The sequence below is a fragment of the Paenibacillus donghaensis genome, from assembly GCF_002192415.1.
Classification (GTDB): Bacteria; Bacillota; Bacilli; order Paenibacillales; family Paenibacillaceae; genus Paenibacillus_AQ; species Paenibacillus_AQ donghaensis.
Genome location: NZ_CP021780.1, coordinates 5,074,862 through 5,097,672 on the forward strand (window position 1 = coordinate 5,074,862; position 22,811 = coordinate 5,097,672).

A 22,811-nucleotide genomic window follows, 5' to 3' on the forward strand; every position below is an offset into this window, starting at 1 on the left:
CAAAGTTGTTGTAGAGATCAGCAATTCTCCTTTTATAAAATGATATTAACGGCAAGTCATCGATCGGTCAATCACTGCAAACAACAAATATAGTTATATATTTGTCTATTTATTAATATAGGTTTTGACAGTAAAGGAGTCTATACTGAGCTTGTAAATAAAGAAAACAACACAATTAAGGGGGACAAAAGTATGAAAATTCGCTATAAAAGAGCCGTGTTGACAACAGCAGTTTTCGTTCTTGTTACTGCATTAGCAAGCGGTTGCACTAAGGGAAATTCCAAAGATGCTGAGAGCACCGCCAAACAAGACGTAACAATTACTACTGCTCGCATGGTTGGAGCAGATTTTACCTTCAAGAACGGTGAAAGTACAGACGATAATGTTCACACTCGCTGGGCCAAAGATGTCATGGGTATTACTCTGAAAAATGAGTGGACAGTTGGTACAAGTGATGCTTACACCACGAAGCTTCGCCTGCTTCTGAATTCCAATCAGAAACTTTCCGCTGCTTCGCTCCAACCTACTCAATGAGATAATTCAAGGAAAACATTGGTCGGAGCAGAAGCTGGATAATCGGTTGGATATGCTCTCGATCCCGATTCAATCCGGAGAATACCTCTCCATGCTGCTTATTCGACCTGAGGATATAGATGGGATTTACAATCGTAAAGATATGCCCCATCTGGGATTTGCTGTAGCAAATGTTGCAGAGGAATTGCTGACAGAGTCCTTCGACTGCTGGTATTGTGAGGATCTATATAATAATCTTTTATTTGTAGTTAAGCCAAAAGATGTCGTTCTCTTGAAAACACTCTTGAGGAGACAGCGGACAAGATTCGCATTATCGTTAAGCAGCTACTTAAATTAACCGTCTCTGTAATAATCTCAAATCGTTTTTTGTTTCCAACCGAGATTCAAATCTATTATCAGTGAAGCATGGCCTCTATTATTCAGCAAGTCGGAAGTGATCAGGATTTTGTTGTTCAGTTGGTCGAGGACGCATTAGTAACCGGACCGGTTTCCCGCTCAGTAAGCTCACTGTATACACCACCGTCATTTGCTCATTTGTTGGAAGCTGGACAGTGGAAGGCCGCGAGTTCTAAGCTAGAGGAAATCTTTCAGGAATGGGAGGATTATTACCTTGGCTCACATGAACATCTAACCGAAAATTACTTGGCGCTGTCCTCCGCCTTTTCCTATTTCATTCATAAGACTACCTCCATCCCACTCACGTTTCTAAAGTATATAAGAATGAGACTGGTGAGAATATTGCCGATTATTTATTACGGCTGCGCATGGAGAAAGCAGTCTATTTTCTGAAATACACTACTGAAAAGGTTTATGCAATTGCTGACAGACTCGGCTACAATAATCCCGCATACTTTATTAAGGTTTTTAAAAGTCAATTCGGCGTAACCCCCCATGAATTTAGGGATTGATGATAAGAGCTCAAAGCAGAATTCATTCTCAAAAAAACAGGCCAGATGCATACATCTGGCCTGTTTTTTATGAGCGTTCATTTAAAGATAACCTGCCCTACATGCTCTCCAATGAAGATATTGCCGGCTTCTACATCAGTAACCTTCTTGCCTCGAATCACAACATTCTCCAGTGTGACTCCATCGACCATTCGTTCTTCATTAAATCCTATTATTTGCGAAGGGTACTCTTCCAGACCATTGTATACAATATCTTTAAAATGAATGTTCTCAATCCGTTTTCCAGGTGCTGGATTATATTTCGCATTAAAAAACACTCGTAAATCAAAGAGTCTGCCATTCTCAAAAGGCTCCACCCGGATATTCTCATATCTGACGTTACGTACAATATTTTCGTCTCCGGCATTGATCGCCATACAACCTAGATACTCTTGCTGCGGTTCATGGTGTTCTAGAATATCAATATTCTCAAAATGGATATCTTCTAGGATATCTCCACCATGCTCATGATCCCCATGACAACCGATAAATGTTGGATGCGCGACATCTGCCCAAAGAGTAGAATTCTTCAATGTAATATTCCGGCTGTCTCCAGAATAAGCGAACCGGCTTCCATAAACTGTGAAACAGTCATCTGAATTACGCATAAACACTCCATCTACCTCAACGTTAGAACTGGAAAGACAATCAATCCCGTCAGACCAGCCTGTACAAGAAAAAGCCTTAAAATCTGTAATCATTACATTGCTGGATTGACCGACATGTATGCTGTTGTAAGGTGGGTTGACCAGGGTAATTCCACTAACTTGTACATTCTTGGAGAAGTTGATTTTAATCCCACCATGCGGAGTGTCGCGTCCAATTCTAGCTTGATGCAGCACACCTCTTCCCCAAATCCTGACGTTTTCAACCTCATGACACTCCAGAGCGGACAGAACCACTGCTCCGCCTGCAAGGTAGACCTTTTTATTTGAAGGAATTAACAGCCCTTGTGGAAGAACTTGATGCAAGCCAGGGGCAAAATATAACGTGGACGGCTCTTTTCCAGTTATCGGATCTACCTCTGTGAATTTATTTAAAAGATCAACGGCGCTATGAGTACCAGGTTGAATATGCAATATTCCAAACTCTTGAAGATCTGGTTCATTTTTCATAATTTCCCCTGCAAAAATATGAAGATTATGATAACGATCACCATTGATCTCCAGGGAAAGATTTTTAGGGGAGTTCAGGATGAATCGAATTGTATTGTCTTGCCGTGTATAGCTGATGTTATAGGAAAGCGGGCGAATCGCTACACTGGACACAGACTCAGCATTGCTGATGATCTCAACTTCCACTTCGCCGACGAAATCAAAGTAAACCATGGACGCATTTCGTACCTGATGCATGTCAATCATTACGTTATAACACAATAAAGTCTTCCAAGGACCATCCTTAGATCTTACTTTAACCGTAAAGTCCTTGTTGGCCGGTGTGAATTCGGGAATATCATAAACACTCAACTGATGAATGACATTCATTGTCTTTACCTCCAGATTGGAAGCGCTTAAAGCGCTCCTTTTATTTATTTTCACATATATTGTATAGTCGTATAACTAACTAGGAAATGTTCAAAACATGCATATTTATTGTATTTTTCAGGTCTCCTTACTAATGTTGCTTATATTATTCCTGTATTTCAGTGGCGTTGTACCAAGCATTTTTTTGAACAGTTGGTTAAAATAGGAGGCATTCGGAAACCCGACAGTTATTCCAATCTGTTCCACCGGCAGGTCTGTAGTGCTGAGTAGGCGACAGGCCTGCTTAATCCGTCTAGCAGTTAAGTAATCGACCAGCCGGCCTCCCGTTTCCTGATGAAAAATCCGGCTAACATATGATTTCGACAAATGCGTCTCAGCCGCGAGCTGATTCAGGTTTACCTCTTCCTGATAGTGCTCCTCGATCCATTTCATGATTCTCTCCGAGTAACGGAGATTCCGCCGCCCCTCCGAAGTAAGGAGTGAGTTTTTTCCGGTTCCCATACACTCCAGCAGCAACATCAGCAGCATTGTAATGTCTTCAGAGTCGTCCTCAGCGGAGCCACATCTGGTGAGATTGTATCGTTCATACGCCCATTCCATCACCGGGATCTGGGCACTGAGATCGAATCCGCAGTAAGAGTTGTTGTTTTGCCATAAGGCGGAGAATACCGCACGACGTTTCGGGAAGTCCTTAAGCAGATTCTCCGCAACCTGCGGACCAATATAGAAAATACTGCGCACAAAGGGGGCCTCCAGCGATACCTCGGAATAAATCCTGTGCAACTGATAAGGTTGGAAGAAGAAAAGCATCCCGGGTCGGATATCGTACATCTGCTGATTAACGACTATATTCCCTTGTCCGCCATGAACGAACAGCACTTCGCAACACTGATGCCAGTGGTAATATCCTTTGTAGTAGTCATCGGTGTAGATCCGGTAATTCCAAACAAGCGACTTGTGGTCATGGAAAACAACAGGCTCGAACAGTTGCTTCATGTTCCCTCCATCATGACATAATATAATCTATTATACCCTTCTTTCAGGCAGCGAGCGCTACAATCAAGGCAAAACAAAAAGAATGCGTCCCGGCTATATTTAGGACACAATCTTACTTGATTCTTATTCAGCTCAGCTTCCCTTTATCTGTCAGTTTCCCTCTACCACAAATACAGGTCATTCCCCTTTAGCTTAAAGATGGCTTCTATGAAATAATAATCGCCATAAATAATAGCGGTGTGCCGGTTCGGATTGTGGTAGGCAGCGGATCCATTGATCAGGATATTGTCGGTCTCCGCCGACCAGTCACTGCGTGATTCATCCAAAGTGCGCAATAGCTTTAACGCAGTATTGAGATAGACAGCCTGTTCATTCTGGCCTACAGCCTTTGCAATTTCAATCAGGCCGCAGGCTGCAATTGCCGCAGCCGTGGAATCCTCGTATGCTGGTTCCTTCGGTTGTCTGAAATCAATGGGTATAACCCCATTCTCCGGAATATTGGCCATGAAATAATGCGCAATTCGTTTGGCTGTATGCATATACTCTTCTTTACCCGTGTGGATGTAACTCATCATGAAACCGTAAAGCGCCCAGGTCTGGCCTCTGGTCCAAGACGAACCATCTTCATAACCTTGTCCACCGTAAGTCTTCACTACCCCACCATAGAACGGGTCAAATTCCACGATGTGGTTAACCGAACCATCCGGTCTTACAAATGCAGTCATGGCAGTATCTGCGTGCGCCATAGCAATCTGTTTAAACCGCGGATCGCCAGTCTCTTCCGACGCCCAATAGAGTAGAGGAATATTAAACATACAGTCTACAATTGCCCATCCGCGAGTATCCCCTTCATCGAGATCATTCCATGCCCGGATGAATCGGCCAGCCAGATTAAAGCGTCCGGCCAGCAGATTAGCAGCATGGAGCGCTCTAGTTTTGGACTTCTGGTTACCAGTTACCTTATAATTAGCAACACTGGTCGGCAGCCACATAAACCCTACATCATGATGAAGCCCGTTATATTGCTGAAAGCATTCATCTAGTTTATCTTCTGAAATCTTAGCGATTTCTTGATATTTCTCATTCCCCGTCTCATGGTGCATCAACCACAGAATACCGCCCCAGAAACCGTTGGTCCACCAGCAAATGCCGTCGGCATCCAAGCAGGAAGGATTATCCACTGACCGATCATCATGTACTCCGTTTACTACCGTATAAGGTATTTTATTTCGGGATCGTTCGCTGACCAGATCCATCTTATTTGTAATTTTAGCAATAACCTCATGCAGCCATGTCTGGTCCGTATTCTGTAATTGCAACATATTCCTCCCGCTTTCCGATTGAATTCTTCAAAGAAACCTTCCGCTTGATTCTCCCTTATTATAGCTTTGAGCCGCATACCAAAAGTTATAATGAATTATACTAAAATGTTTGTTTTTTGTTTAGTTTGTATAGAAAAAAATCATTTAAAACAGCTTTATATAAGATAACTATGCTTATTTTATGACAAAATAACAATATTTTCGTGCAATCTATTATAACTGTTCTAGGGAGAAAGACGATACAATAAAAAGGTATAACTCGTCCATTAAAAACACATTACTCTCTATCCTATAATCCAGGAGGTTTTTTATCGTATGGCGCATAAGATTACAAATCCGGTGCTAACCGGATTTCATCCCGATCCTTCTTTTTTGAGAGTAGGAGATGATTATTATATTGCTACTTCCACCTTTGAATGGTTTCCAGGTGTAGAGATTCATCATTCCCGCGATCTGGTTCATTGGCATTCCCTTACCCGGGTTCTAACTGAGTCCTCTCAGGTTAATCTGCGCGGCAACGCCAGCTCGAGCTCAATCTGGGCTCCAGCCCTATCTTACGATAATGGTTTATACTATTTGCTGTTCACCGATGTAAAATCACGAAAAAGTGTGTATAAAGATCTACATAACTATCTGATTACCGCGTCCGATATTATGGGGCCATGGAGTGAGCCGGTCCGGCTAAACGGCAGCGGATTTGATCCGTTTTTGTTTCATGAAGAGGATGGGCGTAAGTGGCTGCTGAATATGCGGTGGGACTTCCGCCAGCAGCACAGCAATTTTTCGGGTATTATTATGCAGGAATATGATCCCATTGCCGGCAAGCTAACCGGTCCGGTTCATGAAATTTATAAAGGCACACCAACTGGTGTAACCGAAGGCCCACAGCTCTATAAACGTGATGGCTACTATTACCTGCTTGTCGCTGAAGGAGGAACTGGTGTTAATCATATGGTTACACTGGCGCGAAGTCGCAGCCTGACCGGACCTTACGAGACTGACCCCGATTATCCAATCATGACCACCGCACATGACCTAACCTTTGCCTTTCAGCAGGCAGGCCACGGCTCACTGGTAGAGACACAAGGCGGAGAATGGTATATGGCTCATTTGTGCACACGCCCTATTCCAGGCACAGGGACCATGAATCCACTCGGAAGAGAGACTGCTATTCAGCGCTGCGAATGGACTGTGGACGGCTGGCTGCGCTTGGCCCATGGCGGCAAGCTACCCGCGCTTACGGTGGATGCGCCGGATTTGCCGCCACATACGTTCGAACCGCTTCCGGAGCGTGATGATTTTGATTACAGGGAACTGGGATACCCTTATCAGAGCCTTCGCGTCCCCTTCGATCACTCATGGGTAAGCTTGACGGAACGTCCAGGTTACCTGCGTCTGACCGGCCGAGAATCTCTAGCCTCACTACATGATCAGAGCCTGATTGGTCGCCCGATCCGCCACTTCACCTGCTCCATATCCACCTGTCTTGAATTCAAGCCGGATAGCTTCATGCAAATGGCAGGACTAGTGCTCTATTACGACGACAGCGATTACTATTATCTGCGTGTAACGGCAGATGAAATCAGAGGAGTCGCCTTGGGTGTAGTGATGTGCAGAGCGGGGAAATACGCGGAAGTTTCCTCCATGCAAATCTCTGTGAAGGACTGGAAGCGTTATTACCTGAAAGCCGATATTAACGGACGGGATATTATATTCTATGCTTCTCCAGACGGAGAAGTATGGACAGCCATGTGCACGCCGCTTGATTTCGGCACGTTGTCAGATGAATATGGCGGCAAGCTTGGTTTTACCGGCTCTTACGCAGCATTATGTGCGCAGGATCTGGACCAGCAAGCGAAGAAAGCATATTTTGACTATTTTGAGTATTCAGCGCTGGAAGAATAGTATACATTGATAAAACAAAGCATGGAACAAATCTCTATGATTCGTTCCATGCTTTTGTTGTTGTCCTTATGCATTTGATAACTAATTGTATTACAAACCTTTTTCCGATCTACGTCTGACTTGCGCTTTAAACACATTATTAATTTAAATCTGACACATTCATTCTCTTTCAAATAATGATGATTTTAGCATCGGTAACATGATTGCCTTCATTCCCATCATATAATTACTTATTTACTTTTACAGTCATCGCACTGCTTTTTGTAATACCAGCGTCATTTTCAAGCTCTACAATGTACTCGTAGATACCCGCGCCCTTTCCTTTTATGCTTGTATTTGCAGTTTGAGCATTCGGTGTAAGTATGGCCAGAGTCTGCGTATCGATTAATTGACCATTTTCATACAACCGATACGTTTTCGCATTGGTTCCCCACCACATATTCATTGCGATTTTATATTCGCCATCACCATCCCAATTATCATGTGATAAGATGGGAGTTCCTGGATCAGCATGAGCAACCTTAACAGTCAGTGGTGAACTTTGTGTAATACCAAATCGATTAATGAGTTCACAAGTATATACATAGGTCCCATTTTTTTTGCCGCTGACGGGGATAGATAGACGCTGTGCAAAAGGCGTGTCATCTCTTAGTGATTTGCTTTCAATCAATTTACCATCTTCATACAGATTGTAGCTGGAAGCATTGTTTCCCCACCACATATTCATTGTTATTTCAAAATCACCATCGAGCAATCCGGTATCATACCCATTGTTACTGGACAAAACCGGAATTCCTGGAACTCCCGTTGCTTTTTCTTCATCATTAACAATGACAATCACAGTTAATGATGAGGTAGCTCCACTTTCGTCTTTAGCAAAAATAATAATTTCAAATTGGCCAGTTGTTTCTGGAAGCCAGTTCATAGTACCAGCATCTGCATCCCATTCTGCATGATTGGGTAGGTTTTCTATCAAATAATGTACCTTCTCACCTTCTGGATCTGCTGCGTAAACGTTGAAACTAACACTAGCTCCAATAGTAATATTTATTGGATCTATCGAGTCAAAAACAGGAGGGAGATTGAATGAATCACCAACAACCTTTACTGTAGCCTCAGCTTTTATATCGGTTCCCTGCACCGAGCCTTCAACCTTGAAACTGCCTACATTTGCGTATTGAGAAGGCGTTATAGTCTCCCAGTCAACCTCAACAGAATTAATTGAATCATCACTATATACTGCAGCAACAACAGACGGTAGAACAGGCGCTACCCCTACAGTGGTAATTACCTCTACCGGTAACAAACTGCTAATGCTCAACGCACGAGTCAATCCTTGAATGGCAATTTTCAGTTGATAGGCGGCTTCATTTACCTGTGTTTGAGTGCCCATACTATTTTCATTAGCACTGTCTATTGCGGATTGCAGTACTTCTACACTTTCTTTTGTATACAACTGCTGATCAATTTTACCGGCTTCTTCCAGTAGTAAATCCAGGAGTGTAGTGTCTAACGGTTTTGTGAGATATTGGAGCTCCATTACATTTGCAAACCCTGCTGGAGAATAATAACGAATGTACCGATAGGTTGTATCATTTGGTATATATACCGTCTGCCATTCATATTTAGAGATCCCACTAAAGGTATACAAGTTAGTGTAATTTGTTCCATCCTGAGAGCCTTGAAGAATTGCTCCATTCATACGGGCGGCATTTCCCGCTCTTGGGAAAAACTTAACATAACCTACAATTGCATTGTTATTTTCACCCATATCGACACGAATCCAACTTGGATTAGCTTCAGCATCCGTACCTGTTGACAAGTTACCATCAAAAGCAAACCATCCATTGGTTGCTGCATCATATTTTTTATCCCAAGAACGGTGAGAAGCTATTACCATAGGAGTTGTTATAGGAATTTGTTCCGATAACGAGTCAATATTCACCAATTGCTGTTCTGCCTGAACAATTTGTGCAGCAAGGGCCTCTTTGTCTGCATTTGGAAGACTCATATCTCCTTTGATTCGTTCAATTTCTTTCAGGAATAGATAATAGCTGCCTTGTGTGTATCCTTCAGGAGCAATTACATTTAAATTAACGTCGATCTTTAATGTATGAGTAGCTTCAAAACTGCCATTACTAACAATAAATACTATAGAATGTGAACCATAGTCTGCTTGAGTTGGCTTCCATTTAAATTGTCCTGTTGTAGAACTCAAAACAGCTCCAGCAGGAAGATTAGTCGCCACTTTAAAAGTTAATGGAATTCCGGAGGTATCAGTGGCCATAATGTAATAGCTGTTCTCTTGTTTTGCTATCCATGCAAGAGATTCCTCAGGAGAAACAATTGGTTTGCCAACCACCTTTATTGTTATTGTTCGAGAGGAACTCAAATTTCCAGATTTGGCTGTAAAGGTAACTTCAAAATTCCCTCCTTGATTAAGAGTAGGTGTCCAGTTGAAAATTTGAGTTTCCGCATCAAAAACAGCACCTTCTGGAAGATTACGTACTCCATAGACAATCTCTGAAACTCCTCCTGAAGCTTTAACTTTAAACTGAAGCGATTTGCCAGCAATCACATTCTGATCTGGAATAACATCCAATTTAGGCATACCTTCTATTAATACCAGACCATTAATTGCAAGTTGTAAACTTTCTGTAGCCGCCTCAATTTCCGGATCGGTTGTATCAACTTTTGACAGAACCTCTTTAGCATTCATTACCGCTTGTTCAAGCAGTGTTCTACTCTCAGGCGTATGAACACTGTCCAATAATTCACTCTCTGCTCTATTAAGGAAATAACTTAAAAGAGTATCATCTTTAGCTATCTTATAAAACTCCAACTCTGCAATGTTTGTATTTCCTCCATGCGTATCGTTATAACGGAAATAACGATACTTATCAGTTGCTCCAAACTCACTTTTGTACCATTTAGCTTCATTTATCCCGTTTATTACAAATATCGTATTCCAGTTTTGACCATCGTTTGATCCTTGAATTTGAGCTCCATTTATTCTCACTACACAGCAAGTTCGGGGTGAATATCGTACAGAATCTATTGATTTTTCATGGCCTTCTCCCAAATCTACCTGTATCCATCCTTTAGAGGATAAAGTATCCGTTCCTGTCGTTAGATCCCCGTCAAAGGCCAACCAACCATTCTGTTCTGCCGTCCCAGTACCACCAGAACTTGACCAAATTTTATCAGAAGCTTTAACCATCGTAGGTTGTATATCCAGCTTCTTATTTAACGTTTCACTAGATATCAGAGATTCTTGTGCTGTGTATAGATCTTTAATCAATTGCTCTTCATCATATTCTGGCTTTGTAAGTTCATCTTTCACACGGTTTAACTCTTCAGTAAATAAATAATAACTAACTTTTGTATAATTCTCAGCAGGAAGACTCTCCAAGTAAGTTAGTAAAGTAACAATTGATTCTGCCTGAGTTTCTACTACAGAAGAAAACGTTTGAGTTCCATCGCCATCAACGGCCAACACCTTGTAATATGCTGTACCGTATCTTAATGTGTCCTTGTACGTTGTTTTATTTGTATCTTTTATGACTTCCGTCCATAGCGACCCTTCTTCAAGGTCGTACGTACCAGGTTTGAAAACCGGATCCGTTATACTAGCTTCCTGATTCATACTGCGATATACATAAAAGGAAGCTGCCTGTTTGGGTTTATTCCAATTCAAGGTGATCTGGTCCTTCACTTGTATTACATAAGCCTGTGGGGCTGCAAAAGGTAACTCTTCAATAGATATATTACTAAACTGAGCTTCTCTAGAGGAAGTAACGCCGGCATGCAGCGCAGACGGAAATGGAGAAAATAACTTGTTCACAAACTCCCAATTCACTCCATCAATCGATATAAAAGCATTGATATAATGAGAATTGAAATCCCTAACCAATTTCAGATACGGATAATCTGCCACTTTGTATCCTTGTAAATGGGCGTTATAAGGACTTACTACTTCCCCAGACCACTGGTGAATCGAGTTTCGAGTACGATTTTGTAGAACTAGATTTCCTGATGAATCGGCTCCAAAATAATAATACCGAGTATCTGCAGTCAGTTGATCGCGCAGCATAATTCCCGAGGCGTTTCCAGCGGCACTTTCAATTTTTGCGCTAATGGAAAAACTTCCATAAACAGCTTGACTGACATAATGCATAGAATCATTAATGTCTCTTTTGTAAATGTTGTAATCTTCACCTTCTCCGAATCCAGTACCATTTGCATCTGTGATTACAATCGAGCTATTATTTATTATTGAATCTCCCGTAGAAGTTCCAATATGATCCTCTCTCCATACAGATTGATTACTTTCTGATGAATATGCGCTCAAATCAGCCTCAACTCTCCATGAATCTAAACCAGCGCCACTGTTATTTACTGCTGCGACTTTATAGTAATACTTATTTCCATTTTGAACATTCGTATCTTTGTAGAAAGTTCCTTGAACGTTTGTGGCGATAGCTTCATAGGAACCATTCTCTGAAGTTGATCGTTTCACCGTGTAGGTTTGACCTCCGGATGTCATTTTCCATGAGAGAGCGACATAACCATTTCCGAGGATAGTATTTACAAAATCCACATGTGATGGTTTAGGTGCTATCTCTAAATCCGAAGCCAGTTTCAATACCATAGCAGTTTTGGCAGGAATCGTTATCTTTCCATTAATGACTGAAATATTACTCCCTGAAACCAGATCTAATATAGCGCTACCTGATTGACCCTCTGGAAGATCAACTTCAAACGTTTGCTTGTTTCCATATTCTTCACGAGTAGTATTAAAAATCATAAAGTATTTTCCATATCTCGCTGTCAATAAATCTGAATATCCTGAATACGGGCTATCCGCCTCATAATTATCTCTACTTACCTTACCCACCCCGGGCTGATAAGCAATTGGAGCTAGTTCACCAGCTAAAGCATTAGGAGCACCCGTGACATTATTAATTCGATCTGACTGAAAATCAATATTGATAATATCTGATCGGAGGCTATAATCGCTATACTGAAAAATGTTATCTGTCGCAATTTGAACAATGTTCTCATAATCCCCATTCATTACATGCAAACGCCCTGTAGCTGTGAGTCCACGATTACGATAGAACAATGAACCAAAAATACGAGAATCTCCATCTCGAATTGAAAGAAACATATTGTCAATATCAGCCCATGCAAATTGCTCGTAATCTTCGGGATTCACTCCTAAAGTTTCAATCTCACTTTGAGTATAGTAGTCAAAATCTGTTTGTGGGTGCACAACTCCGGCCATTAACTGGTTATTAAACCGGTCATAGTCGGCACGAGTTTCCGTTAAATACTTATAAGTATCCGCTACCCTGTAATCAATTGTATTCTTTATTGAACTGAAATTATTAAATAATTGATTATCTTGTATTTGCTGTTGAGCATACCCTGCTGCTTCGGACGCATACGACCAGTATTTTTCCCAATCCGGTGATTCATAGCGCAAAGCGTTATCTGACATTTGTTTTTCCAGTGATGCAAATAATAAAGCTGTGCCTGCACCTACTCTGGTTGCATAAGAATAAAATCCTGTCAAAGATTCATTACGTTCATCAACCACTTGCTCTGCACGCATAATGCGTTTCCCGTTATCATCCAACTCAGTGTATCGCGTATAACCACGTGCATGAATACTCTGAAGTGATATTTTAAGGAGCTCGTCGTTCAGCGCCTCATCACCCTCATGATTTAACGTTCTGTAGAAATATTCCGCTAAATAATTAGCTGCCTCTCCATAATTAGCTACATATGTGTTCTCTCTGGTAAGTCCAGCTTCAGTAATCCCTGTGTAGTGTTCACCGTAAGGTTTGCGACGAACCACTTCTCCATTAACATCCAGCTTGCTTTTAGCCAGTCCTTTTCCTACAATTTGAATCACATCATCGGTAAAAACGGCAGTTGTATCATGATAAAAGAGTGAGTGATACAAATCCAATTCCTCTCCGTTAGGACCGACCAAGACTTCTTCGCCCAAAAATGGTCTTGCACCTGCTGTTTCCAGCAGAATCTGATGACTCCGTTCCTTTCCCTCATAGAATGAGGAACCTACCATTCTAAGCCCTTCATGGGATTTCCATGCTCCCTCATACGTATAAAGAACTTGATTGTAAATGTAAGATAGTCTTGAGCGGGAAAAGTCAAAATTAGCCTTTAAAACTCGCTCCCAAGCCTCACGACGAGTCAATTCTCCACCATTCCAGTCAACTCCTGCAAGAGAGGTAACTCCTTCGATTGTACCAGTTACAAATGGCTCGTCAAGAAATTCATCAAAAGCTTGCTGCCCATAAATCTCATCATCTTTGATTAAATTTTCTACAATATATAAAGCTTCACCAAGTGCACCGTAATAACCACCCCAGTCCCCCTGGTGACCACCACGTAATACATTTTTTGTGTTTCCATAATAATCTTTCGTGTGATTATCAATAACTTTAAAGATACGTTCAAGTGCAGCTTTTTTCTGTTGAGGAGTTTGTGCTGGTGTCCAGTCTGCAAGTAAAGCCATTGAATAGAATCTCAACTCATCTACATATTTTACAATGGATACCTTTGCAGTAGGTGAATTATCTATTTTTGCGGAAAGATCATTAAATTTATTGATTTGATCGGTAGTATATTGGTTAATAATTGCTTCCTTATCTGCTTCTGAAATATCCGCTGCAAGAATCTCTGATGGAATTTTCGATAATTTCTCTCCTTGTGTTTCTCCCTCTACACTAAAATAAGCTTGATTGTGTGTGTATGCATTGTAATATCCTCTAGATGAAGTAGTTATATTGCTGGTACTCTGAGTTTTAATCGTTATTTCCACTACATCCTTACCATATGTTGACTCTAAAGGTAGCATAGTCGTCACGTAGAAAAAACGGTCTCGTAGAGTCCACCCTTTATTAATCGCTTGGTAATCGCCATGACTGATGAAGCCTACACGTTCCCCATTGATTTCAATGATTGAATTACCAGACGAAGCTTCCGCACCTGCAAACTTAACAGATAAATAATTTCGAAGATAGGGGTCTACCTTCATGTTAAACGTTAGATCACCACTTTGCCATTCAACCGGATCTAGTGGTTCAGAAACACGGGCAGATTCCCCTAAAAATCCAGAGACAACCCTTGTTGATTCCCCTGTATAATTGTGAACGCTTTCAGAATCTGGATTACCGAAAATTATTTTATCCAAATAACCATCATCTTGAATGTTCTCACTCTGTACTTTTTCCGCACTGGCTTCTTGTAGAACGTTAGGTGAAATCAAAGGAAGGATTAAGACCAAAACAAGACAACAAAACCATATTTTCCTTGCATTATGCAATATTTTCGATTGTTTTTTGCCCACTGTAATTTGAATATTCAAATATTTCAACTCCTTCTGAAATTTGATTTCCAAAACAAATATAGAGCGCTTCCATTATTACTTGTAACATTCACTTCGAATTCCCATACAGAATGATTTCATGTCTCCATTCTGTATGGGTAAAGATAATTTCCATTTAATCGATGGTTACCGGTGATTCAGTTTTATCATCGTCACCTCCTTAATCGGAATATACTATCATTTCAAGCTTCGAAAGATACCCCTTTGACAAAGTCATTAATCTCAATCATTCCTTGTTCAGGCCGGAGAATTAATTTATCATTTACTGTAAGTCGAGTGAACCTCACATTATTAATTGTTCGTTCATCATCGTATCCAAAAATTTGACTATAATTTTTGGTTTCACCATGATACGTTATATCCTCAAAATAAATATTTTCAATTCGGTAACCTGGAACAGGATTATAAGCCTTATTAAAAATAACTCTTAGGTCAATTAGTCTGCCTAGTTCAAAATGTTCGATGCGAATATTTCGATACACCACATCTCTGACGGTATTATAATCTCCAGCATTAATTGCCATTGCTCCCATATAATTAAATTGAGGTTCATGATGCTCTAGAATATCGATGTTGTCAAAGAGGATATCAGAAATGGTATCACCATTTCCGCGGTGGTTGCCATGAGTTCCAATCATTAGAGGATGAGCAACATCCGCCCAAAATACTGAATTACGCACGCTAATATGCCTGGTATCACCATTAAAATCCCATCGCGACCCATATATAGCAATACAATCATCCGATGTACGCAGAAATACATCTTCAATATTAATATGTGAGCAGGACATCATATCAATGCCATCGGACCATCCCCGTGTACTGAAGGATTTGAAATTTCGGATGTCGACATAATGAGATTGTCCTAAGTAAATGCTATAGTGCGGAGGATCGAGCGCGATGATCCCCTCTACCACTATCTTCTCTGAGAAGACAATTCGTATACCACGAAAAGCAGAGAAGCGATGAAAATCAGATAAATATAGTATTCCTCTGCCACGTATGGTGACATCTTTAACGCGATCACAAACAAGTGAGCCTACGACGATAGCACCGCCAGCAATATATACGGTTTTCCCTGAGGGTATATTCAGCAAAGTCTCCTCCAAATAATGCATCCCGGGAGCAAAATAGATGGTGTCCGGTGCCTGGCCTCCTTCAATTTTTGGGGTTGCCATCATGCGATAAATATCTTCCGTTCGGTGTATGGCTGGATTAATCAGAAGGACATTTGCATCAACTGGGCTTGGTGCATCTTCTTCACAAGGATTAGCGAAAAGATGTAAATTATAAAATCGATCTCCGTTAATCTCTATCGATAGTTTCTGTGGCCGATCCAAGGTAAATATAATGCTTTGATCCGTGTGCTCAAATGGAATACTCGCAGATAATGGACGAATAACCGCTTCATGAATTGGCCGCTTAATGCTGTCTACCTTTACTTCCACCTGCCCCTCCATATCAAAGTACACCATAGATGACTGCCGGACATGATGCATATCCACTTTAACTTCATAAACAAATAACTGTTCCCAAGGACGCCCGGAATTCCTTACAAAGACCCTAAAATCATCCTTGCTCACTGCGCCTGAGGGGGCAGTATAAATATTGATTTTATCCATTTTCCCTCCATACCGTCGCTTATTTGATAGCGTTTCCAAGTTGGTAAGCTCCTTACATCTTCCATTCCTGTTTTGACACGCATATTTTAACATTCTCAAACATTCAGTATAAATAACACATTTAAAAGATTTCTTATACATTCATGTGGAATTCTCACTGGAATCCTACTATTTACTCTTCTACATAGCATTTACGTTAAAAAAATATGAAATGCTCATTCAGGTTCCCTTTAAAGATTCCCTAAAGTATTTTCAGCAAATTTCAAACTAATTTAACATATTCAATTTTTTTACAAAGTAAAACGGTCCGAATAATAATCGAACCGTTTTCTTTGTTAACTTTAAGGATCAATCTCCAACCTCAACCAGCGCCTTAATTACCTTGGACTCCGGTTTTAGCCAATTTTCGAATTCGCTGATCATTCCCCCAAATGCAGTGCGGTGTGTAATGTAGCCGTTCATTTCGATATATCCTGAGGAAATTGCATCCAGCACCCGGTCAAAATCTTCCTTGGTCGCATTTCGGCTGCCCATTAAGGTCATTTCACGGCTGTGAAAATCTGGATCGCTAAAGGTAATATCGCTTTTGACGAGTCCGACATACACGAGCGAACCACCATGCGCCACTAGGCCGAAAGCATCTGTCATAGACTTGGCATTCCCTGTAGCATCAATGACGACAGATGCCAAATTGCCTTCTGTGAGTTCCGCGAGCTGCTCCTTGGGCCGCAGCAGCGCATTTAACGTATACTCTGACTTAGCCCAGGATTTACAGAAAGCAAGCCGTTCCTCATTCACATCCATCGCGATTACCTTTGCTCCGGCATATCGGGCTAGAGCCATTACACCAAGCCCGATGGGACCTGCGCCGATAACCAGAGCCGTATCGCCTGCCGAAATCCCCGAGCGGCGGACCGCATGTGCACCGATTGCCAAGGGTTCCAGCATCGCAGACTGATCCAGAGTTAAGCCCTCTGTCTTAATCAGATGGTCTATGGGAATGGAAACGCGTTCACGCATGCCCCCATCGATATGAACACCGAACACCTTCATGTTCTTGCAGCAGTTCGTTTTGCCGCTGCGACAAGCCGAACACTCGCCGCAGTGCATATAAGGTACAATGCTGACCTGATCTCCCTGATGTAGTCCGGCTTCATTTCCCCCAATTGCGTCAATTATTCCAGCCAGCTCATGGCCCAGCACACGCGGATAGCTGAAATAAGGTTGATTACCCTGATAAGCATGCAGATCTGTTCCGCAAATGCCTATACGGCGGATTTGCACAATCGCCTGTCCTGCTTCAAGTACAGGCTCCTCTAGATCATCTCGGAAAATAAACTTGCCCACTTCCTCACAGACAATACCTTTCATTATACGGTACCACTCCCTTCACCTAGGGCAAGCTGTCCATTATATTCAGGCCGTCCACTCACCCAAGTGTCGTTATGGAACGGTTCCAGAATTCCCAGTACTTCCTTAAGCAACACTCTATCGAGCGGCTCGTCCGTCCAGGCAGCATTCTTGATGATATTGTCCGGATTGGCCGTACTCACCAGTGTAGTTGGAATGTCTTCATGCTCCGTTGAATATTGAATCGCCAGCTTCGCGATATCAGCACCTTGAGCGGCGCAGTATTCTGCGGCCTTCCGGCAAACTAGTTTCAGTTCCCGGCTTGCCGGATGCCAATCAGCTGTCTCACGGGTGCTCAGCAGTCCCATGGACAGCGGCGAAGCATTGACCAGCCCCACGCCTCTTTGATTCAACAGCGGCAGAAGATTTAGAAGCGAATTATCATTTAAAGAATAATGACAATAGGATAGAATGGCATCCGCTTCAATCTGTGGAAGCAGTGTTTCGAATAACTGCAGCGGTAAGCCGCTAATTCCGCAGAAGCGGATCTTTCCCTGTTCCTTCAGCTTGTGAAGCGCTGGTACAGCCTCTTCTAGAATAATCCGGGCCGGTACGAACTCTATATCATGCAGGAACAGAATATCCAAATAATCCGTATGCAAACGCGCCAGGCTCTCTTCTACACTGCTGAAGATTCTTGCTCCACTGAAATCGAAGCTGTCCTGACCATAACGTCCTGCCTTAGAAGAGAGCAGAAACTTATCGCGCGGCAGCTGCCCGACTGCTTTGCCCAGCACAGTCTCCGCCTTGTTCAACCCATAATAAGGCGATACATCGATATAATTAATGCCTGCATCAATAGCCGCATGTACCGTTCGTACGCTCTCATGATCATCTGTCTGATGGAACACGGAGCCTAGCGAAGATGCGCCGAAGCTGAGTGCGGAAACCTCCAGCCCTGTATTTCCTAATTTACGGTATTTCATTACAGAATCACCCCATCCTTAAATATAACTATTTCATTAAGCTTCATAGTTTGTAGAACTCCTTTGCATTCTCGCCAAATAAACGTTCACGTTCACGTTCCCCCCAGGATTCAGGGAGCGCATGAAGCAGGAGGTCCATAACTTCATCATAATCAGCGGCAAGCAGGCATACCGGCCAGTCGCTGCCGAACATGACCCGGTGCGGTCCGAATAATTCAAGCACCCTGCGGATATAGGAAACGAAGTCATCCTTCTTCCATCCATTTGGGTCAGCTTCTGTGACCATCCCGGATAATTTACAACAGATGCGGGGAAAAGCCGACATGTCTGCCAAGTAATGCGACCAGGGCTCGAGTTCGCCGCTGTGAATTGGAGGCTTGGCGAGATGATCAATAACTCCGCGCAAATCCGGGACCTGCCGAAACAGCTCCAATACTGGTCCCATTTGCTGTGATGTAAGCAGCAAATCAACCGGCACCCCCTCGGCCGCATAGCCCCGAAGTGCTTCCACAAATGCAGGCTCCAGAATCCGTGCAGCATCCGGCATATCCTGGATCATGATCCGGAAGCCCTTAAATTTAGGATGCTGGTGGAAGCTCTCGTAATGCTTACGATGATCGGGCTGAAACAGATCTAACCAGCCTATGACACCAAGCACAGAGGAGGACTTGTCTGCAAGTGAAAGTATATAATTCGTTTCTTCAATCGTCGGAGCAGCCTGGATCATAACACTCCCGTCCAGATAGTGCTTGTTCAGTAGCGGCTCCAAGTCATGCGGGAGGAAATCCCGGTAAAGAACCGGCAGTTCCGGCGTAATCCAGCCATAGTCCCCCCGGTCTATTGTCCAATAATGTTGATGAGCATCAATACGCATCCGAAAGCCACACCTCTTCTAGATCAAATTATGTGATGAACTAAGATATGACCCCATTGTATATCAGATATAAATGGTAAGTAATCGTTATAACTTGCATTTTTATAACATTATTTGATATTGTGCAAGTATAATCTTGAGCAACTGAAAGGAGTCATTCCGGTGAAGCCGTTCCGCAAGCCTTTTTTCGGAGATCCGCTATTTCCGTTTGAAATGAATTATAAGTCAGTAAAAAAACAAAATGACGAACTCCCCGACCATCTGCATGACCGGTATGAACTCGTCTATGTGTACCAGGGAAAAGGGACCTTCTTTATTGACAATACATGGTATGAGAAAAAAAACGGAGATTTATTTATCATTCCGGGCAACACCATCCATCATTCCTTGCCTGACAACGATGATCCGATCGTTTCTTCGGCGCTGTACTTTGCCCCCACACTATTCACTTCGGATTCTCTGGATGATTCTTACTCCAGTCTGCTGTGTTATGATGTATCCCGCAAAAATAAATCCTACAGGCTAGAGCTGAAGGATCCCCTTAAATCTATGGCGGAAGAAGCTATGGATCATATGGTAATAGAAATGAATGAACGTAAACCAGGTTATCATGAAGCCATCCGGCTGATCATGTGCCAGTTCTTGCTGCAGATCAACCGATTCGTTCTGACGGGAAATGATAGTCCGAATGAGAGCCTACGGATGGCTCCTGCATGGATGGCGGCGGCTTTAGAGCAAATTGACGAGCACCCCGAGCTTGATTTCAGCCTCTCCAGGTTGGCAGAACATGCGAATGTTTCTACATCGCATTTCTCACGGGTCTTCAGACAGTTAACCACTATGAATGTAACGAACTATATAAACACCAAACGAATTATTCGGGCTAAAGAAATGCTTCTCCATTCCAATGTGACCATTAATGTGATTTCTGATCAGTGTGGTTATGATACTCCTACCCATTTTTATAGGGTGTTTAAAAGTCTTACTGGAGTTACACCTAATAAGTACAGGAAGAATACACATGAATATCATTTGTAAATATTTTTCAATTTCAAACTCACACTTTTATGAATTAATACTTTTTCATTATGGAAAAAGCCAGTCGTCCACGGATGGGACTGGCTCTTTAAATCAGGGTGTTTTGATTCATGACTAGCTAATTCGAGAAGCCTTTGAATCATGGTCAGAGGTTGTAGAGAAGACCGGGAATTTCAATATGATAGGTGACTTTAAAATCAATCATATATCCTGACAATAGTTTTCTCCTTTTCTACCGAGCATAGACAAATTATAAGGAAAATCAGTTTAATTATCCACGAACCTTAAACTCATAGAAACTAGCCCAATTACCACTTGATAAGCCGGTGCACTTTCATCTCCTTTTTTAAATCGATAATTTTAAATCATTTCTATCAAAACTACTGTTGTCCAGCCCCTTTCAAGCGATTACATAGCACGAAGTCAAGTATTTGTTGTTAATGAGATAGCGTCCCTCATCTCCCAGAAACGGCAACAATACCGATAACCATAACAGCGGGGCTAAGGTTAAGAGGATAAATGATAAAATGTTAGCGTTTACTTTAATTCGGAATTTTAACTTTTCCCCTTTCTTTTAAGCACATTTTTTTATGCAAGACTACTAGTTCCATATCAGATATTGATCATAAATATTATCCCTATGGGTTTTATATAAAAACGGTCGGATAACGGCTATTTTATCTTACTTGCATAACAAAACCCCACTCCGACCGTTTCCTTCAACCGACATATCTTATGTTACTTCATACACCACGGTTCAACCATCTTCCCTCACTTTATATCCCATGAATCTTGGATATGTTGATACCTATTAACTTAACCCATCTGCCAGACCGTATATCCCGTCTTCGACCGCGCTTATTCCTTCCCATTCAATAGGATCTCTGAACTGTAATTCAACGATTGTATCAATTTCATCCTTCTGATCATTAGGAACGGAAACTACAATTTCGTTATCTGTTTCTACGACGTTAATGACATTTACATTGTGACCACGCCACTCTATAATCGGCTGCTTCCATTTCGGAAGAATCAGTTGCTTGTCAGGCCAGGATGTAATATGCAAATAGATGCTATGTCCAGAATAAGTAGCGCCTCCCCATTCACTGGGCTGGAAAGGGCCACCTCTCGTCCCATAGATGGTGTGGGCGTATAAATCAATCCAGTTCCCGACTTGATGAAGCAGATCTATCTGTCGTTCTTCGATTTCACCAGCTGCGGTAGGCCCAACATTCAGCAAATAATTTCCATCACGCGTTACTGTATGGATTAAATGATGAATACATGCCTTAAGAGTCAACATGGGTGCATTCGGTATGTATCCCCAAGACTGCGTTAGGCAGTCACAGGAATCCCAAGGTTTATCTGTTCTAATACTGCCTATCTTACGTTCGCGAACCTCAAAGTCTCCTTCCCAGCCAGACCGATTATTGATCATGATCCCGGGCTGAAGCTCACGAACCATAGCATTCAGTTTTTCAGACTCCCAGAAGTAATTGACTTTAAAGTGTAGTTCGTCTTCCAAAAAGTCTTTTTCTCTGGTCCATCCATCGGCACCCCACTTAATTCCTCCATGCGCGAGCCATTCTCCATCGTACCAAAGCATATCGATCTTGCCGTAATTCGTCATAAGTTCGCGTATTTGCGTCCAGCACTGCTCTTTCATCGCAAGCGCACTATCCAAGTACATCTCGGGGAAAAAGTATCCTGGAAAACGCCAGTCCATTGGAGAATAGTAGAGTCCCACCTTAAGTCCTTCGTCCCGACAAGCCTTTACGTATTCTGCCACCAGATCCCTTCCAGCCGCAGCATTTACACTATTGAAATCGCTTGCTCCAGTATCGAACAAGGAGAACCCATCATGATGTCTAGCTGTTAGGACCATGTACTTCATTCCGGCAGATTTGGCCGTACGCGCCCAATGTTTCGGGTCAAATTCTTCTGCATGGAAGCTTGCGGCAAGATTCGCGTATTCGGAAGTACTTATTCGTTCATTAAACATCACCCATTCACCGCGACCAAGTATGGCATATAGCCCCCAATGGATAAACATACCGAACTTGGAGTCGCGGAACCACTGTATTTCATCCTTTCCTAACGCTGGGACTTCTACCGGGTAATAGTTGTTTTTCATTTCTCTCAATGATTTCATGATATATGATTGCCTCCTCAATATTGCTGAATTATGTCTTTAAGCATCTTCATATATTAAAATAATTAATACTTTTCTAATAGAAGATTGCTGTCGATAATTTGAGAAACTTTTACATTTCCTCTCGTCCTACTCTACAGACAAAGAGCACAGTCCAAACCTCTTCTCTAGAGTGAATTGG

The 22,811-nt window shown here is 42.1% G+C and carries 12 protein-coding genes and 1 pseudogene; 4 read left to right on the forward strand and 9 right to left on the reverse strand.

Features of this window, described 5'->3' with window-relative positions; genetic code table 11:
* The first annotated feature begins 192 nt into the window (after positions 1–192).
* Together B9T62_RS23265 and B9T62_RS23275 are read left to right on the forward strand one after the other, a co-directional pair.
* The gene (locus B9T62_RS23265; protein WP_087917472.1) at positions 193–534 is read left to right on the forward strand and encodes a hypothetical protein; all 342 of its coding nucleotides are present in this window, start codon (positions 193–195) and stop codon (positions 532–534) included.
* A gap of 701 nt (positions 535–1,235) precedes the next feature.
* Positions 1,236–1,442, forward strand: a pseudogene (locus tag B9T62_RS23275) (helix-turn-helix domain-containing protein); the annotation flags it as partial.
* A 77-nt stretch (positions 1,443–1,519) separates the two neighbouring features.
* Here the strand turns inward: B9T62_RS23275 and B9T62_RS23280 are convergent.
* The 3 genes from B9T62_RS23280 to B9T62_RS23290 form a co-directional block, all read right to left on the reverse strand.
* Positions 1,520–2,965 (reverse strand): glycosyl hydrolase family 28 protein, encoded by a 1,446-nt coding sequence (locus B9T62_RS23280; RefSeq protein ID WP_087917474.1) that lies wholly within the window; start codon positions 2,963–2,965, stop codon positions 1,520–1,522.
* A gap of 117 nt (positions 2,966–3,082) precedes the next feature.
* Positions 3,083–3,961 carry an AraC family transcriptional regulator gene (locus tag B9T62_RS23285; RefSeq protein WP_087917475.1) on the reverse strand — a complete coding sequence of 293 codons (879 nt, stop codon included), beginning with the start codon at positions 3,959–3,961 and terminating at the stop codon, positions 3,083–3,085.
* A 161-nt stretch (positions 3,962–4,122) separates the two neighbouring features.
* Positions 4,123–5,283, reverse strand: a complete 1,161-nt coding sequence (locus B9T62_RS23290; protein ID WP_087917476.1) for an AGE family epimerase/isomerase — start codon at positions 5,281–5,283, stop codon at positions 4,123–4,125.
* A gap of 315 nt (positions 5,284–5,598) precedes the next feature.
* Between B9T62_RS23290 and B9T62_RS23295 the strand changes: the two genes are divergently transcribed.
* Positions 5,599–7,188 carry a glycoside hydrolase family 43 protein gene (locus tag B9T62_RS23295; RefSeq protein WP_087917477.1) on the forward strand — a complete coding sequence of 530 codons (1,590 nt, stop codon included), beginning with the start codon at positions 5,599–5,601 and terminating at the stop codon, positions 7,186–7,188.
* A 226-nt stretch (positions 7,189–7,414) separates the two neighbouring features.
* Here the strand turns inward: B9T62_RS23295 and B9T62_RS23300 are convergent, their stop codons facing one another.
* The 5 genes from B9T62_RS23300 to B9T62_RS23320 all read right to left on the reverse strand — a co-directional run bounded on the left by B9T62_RS23300 (position 7,415) and on the right by B9T62_RS23320 (position 19,440).
* Positions 7,415–14,587 carry a galactose-binding domain-containing protein gene (locus tag B9T62_RS23300; RefSeq protein WP_087917478.1) on the reverse strand — a complete coding sequence of 2,391 codons (7,173 nt, stop codon included), beginning with the start codon at positions 14,585–14,587 and terminating at the stop codon, positions 7,415–7,417.
* A 203-nt stretch (positions 14,588–14,790) separates the two neighbouring features.
* Positions 14,791–16,230: a glycosyl hydrolase family 28 protein gene (locus tag B9T62_RS23305; protein ID WP_087917479.1), complete on the reverse strand. Its 1,440-nt coding sequence runs from the start codon at positions 16,228–16,230 to the stop codon at positions 14,791–14,793.
* 348 nt (positions 16,231–16,578) lie between these two features.
* Positions 16,579–17,601, reverse strand: a complete 1,023-nt coding sequence (locus B9T62_RS23310) for a zinc-binding alcohol dehydrogenase family protein (RefSeq protein WP_087917480.1) — start codon at positions 17,599–17,601, stop codon at positions 16,579–16,581.
* Complete coding sequence (locus B9T62_RS23315; protein ID WP_087917481.1) at positions 17,601–18,566, reverse strand: aldo/keto reductase; 966 nt, start codon at positions 18,564–18,566, stop codon at positions 17,601–17,603. The genes B9T62_RS23310 and B9T62_RS23315 overlap by 1 nt, the downstream gene beginning before the upstream one ends.
* A 43-nt stretch (positions 18,567–18,609) precedes the next feature.
* Positions 18,610–19,440: an amidohydrolase family protein gene (locus B9T62_RS23320; RefSeq protein ID WP_087917482.1), complete on the reverse strand. Its 831-nt coding sequence runs from the start codon at positions 19,438–19,440 to the stop codon at positions 18,610–18,612.
* Positions 19,441–19,602: 162 nt separating this feature from the next.
* Here B9T62_RS23320 and B9T62_RS23325 point away from each other — a divergent pair, with 162 nt between their 5' ends.
* Positions 19,603–20,478, forward strand: a complete 876-nt coding sequence (locus B9T62_RS23325; protein ID WP_087917483.1) for an AraC family transcriptional regulator — start codon at positions 19,603–19,605, stop codon at positions 20,476–20,478.
* An 811-nt stretch (positions 20,479–21,289) separates the two neighbouring features.
* On the opposite strand, the gene B9T62_RS23330 is transcribed toward B9T62_RS23325, so the two are convergent.
* Entirely contained in the window at positions 21,290–22,630 is a 1,341-nt protein-coding gene (locus B9T62_RS23330) for an alpha-L-fucosidase (RefSeq protein WP_087917484.1), read from the reverse strand.
* Positions 22,631–22,811 lie beyond the last annotated feature (181 nt).

What these genes read in the sequence shown, in the direction of transcription:
- B9T62_RS23290 (WP_087917476.1), bottom strand. Translation starts at nt 5,283, where the DNA reads ATGTTGCAATTACAGAATACGGACCAGACATGGCTGCATGAGGTTATT.
- B9T62_RS23320 (WP_087917482.1), bottom strand. Translation starts at nt 19,440, where the DNA reads ATGCGTATTGATGCTCATCAACATTATTGGACAATAGACCGGGGGGAC.
- B9T62_RS23295 (WP_087917477.1), top strand. Translation starts at nt 5,599, where the DNA reads ATGGCGCATAAGATTACAAATCCGGTGCTAACCGGATTTCATCCCGAT.
- B9T62_RS23305 (WP_087917479.1), bottom strand. Translation starts at nt 16,230, where the DNA reads ATGGATAAAATCAATATTTATACTGCCCCCTCAGGCGCAGTGAGCAAG.
- B9T62_RS23285 (WP_087917475.1), bottom strand. Translation starts at nt 3,961, where the DNA reads ATGAAGCAACTGTTCGAGCCTGTTGTTTTCCATGACCACAAGTCGCTT.
- B9T62_RS23315 (WP_087917481.1), bottom strand. Translation starts at nt 18,566, where the DNA reads ATGAAATACCGTAAATTAGGAAATACAGGGCTGGAGGTTTCCGCACTC.
- B9T62_RS23280 (WP_087917474.1), bottom strand. Translation starts at nt 2,965, where the DNA reads ATGAATGTCATTCATCAGTTGAGTGTTTATGATATTCCCGAATTCACA.
- B9T62_RS23265 (WP_087917472.1), top strand. Translation starts at nt 193, where the DNA reads ATGAAAATTCGCTATAAAAGAGCCGTGTTGACAACAGCAGTTTTCGTT.
- B9T62_RS23330 (WP_087917484.1), bottom strand. Translation starts at nt 22,630, where the DNA reads ATGAAATCATTGAGAGAAATGAAAAACAACTATTACCCGGTAGAAGTC.
- B9T62_RS23310 (WP_087917480.1), bottom strand. Translation starts at nt 17,601, where the DNA reads ATGAAAGGTATTGTCTGTGAGGAAGTGGGCAAGTTTATTTTCCGAGAT.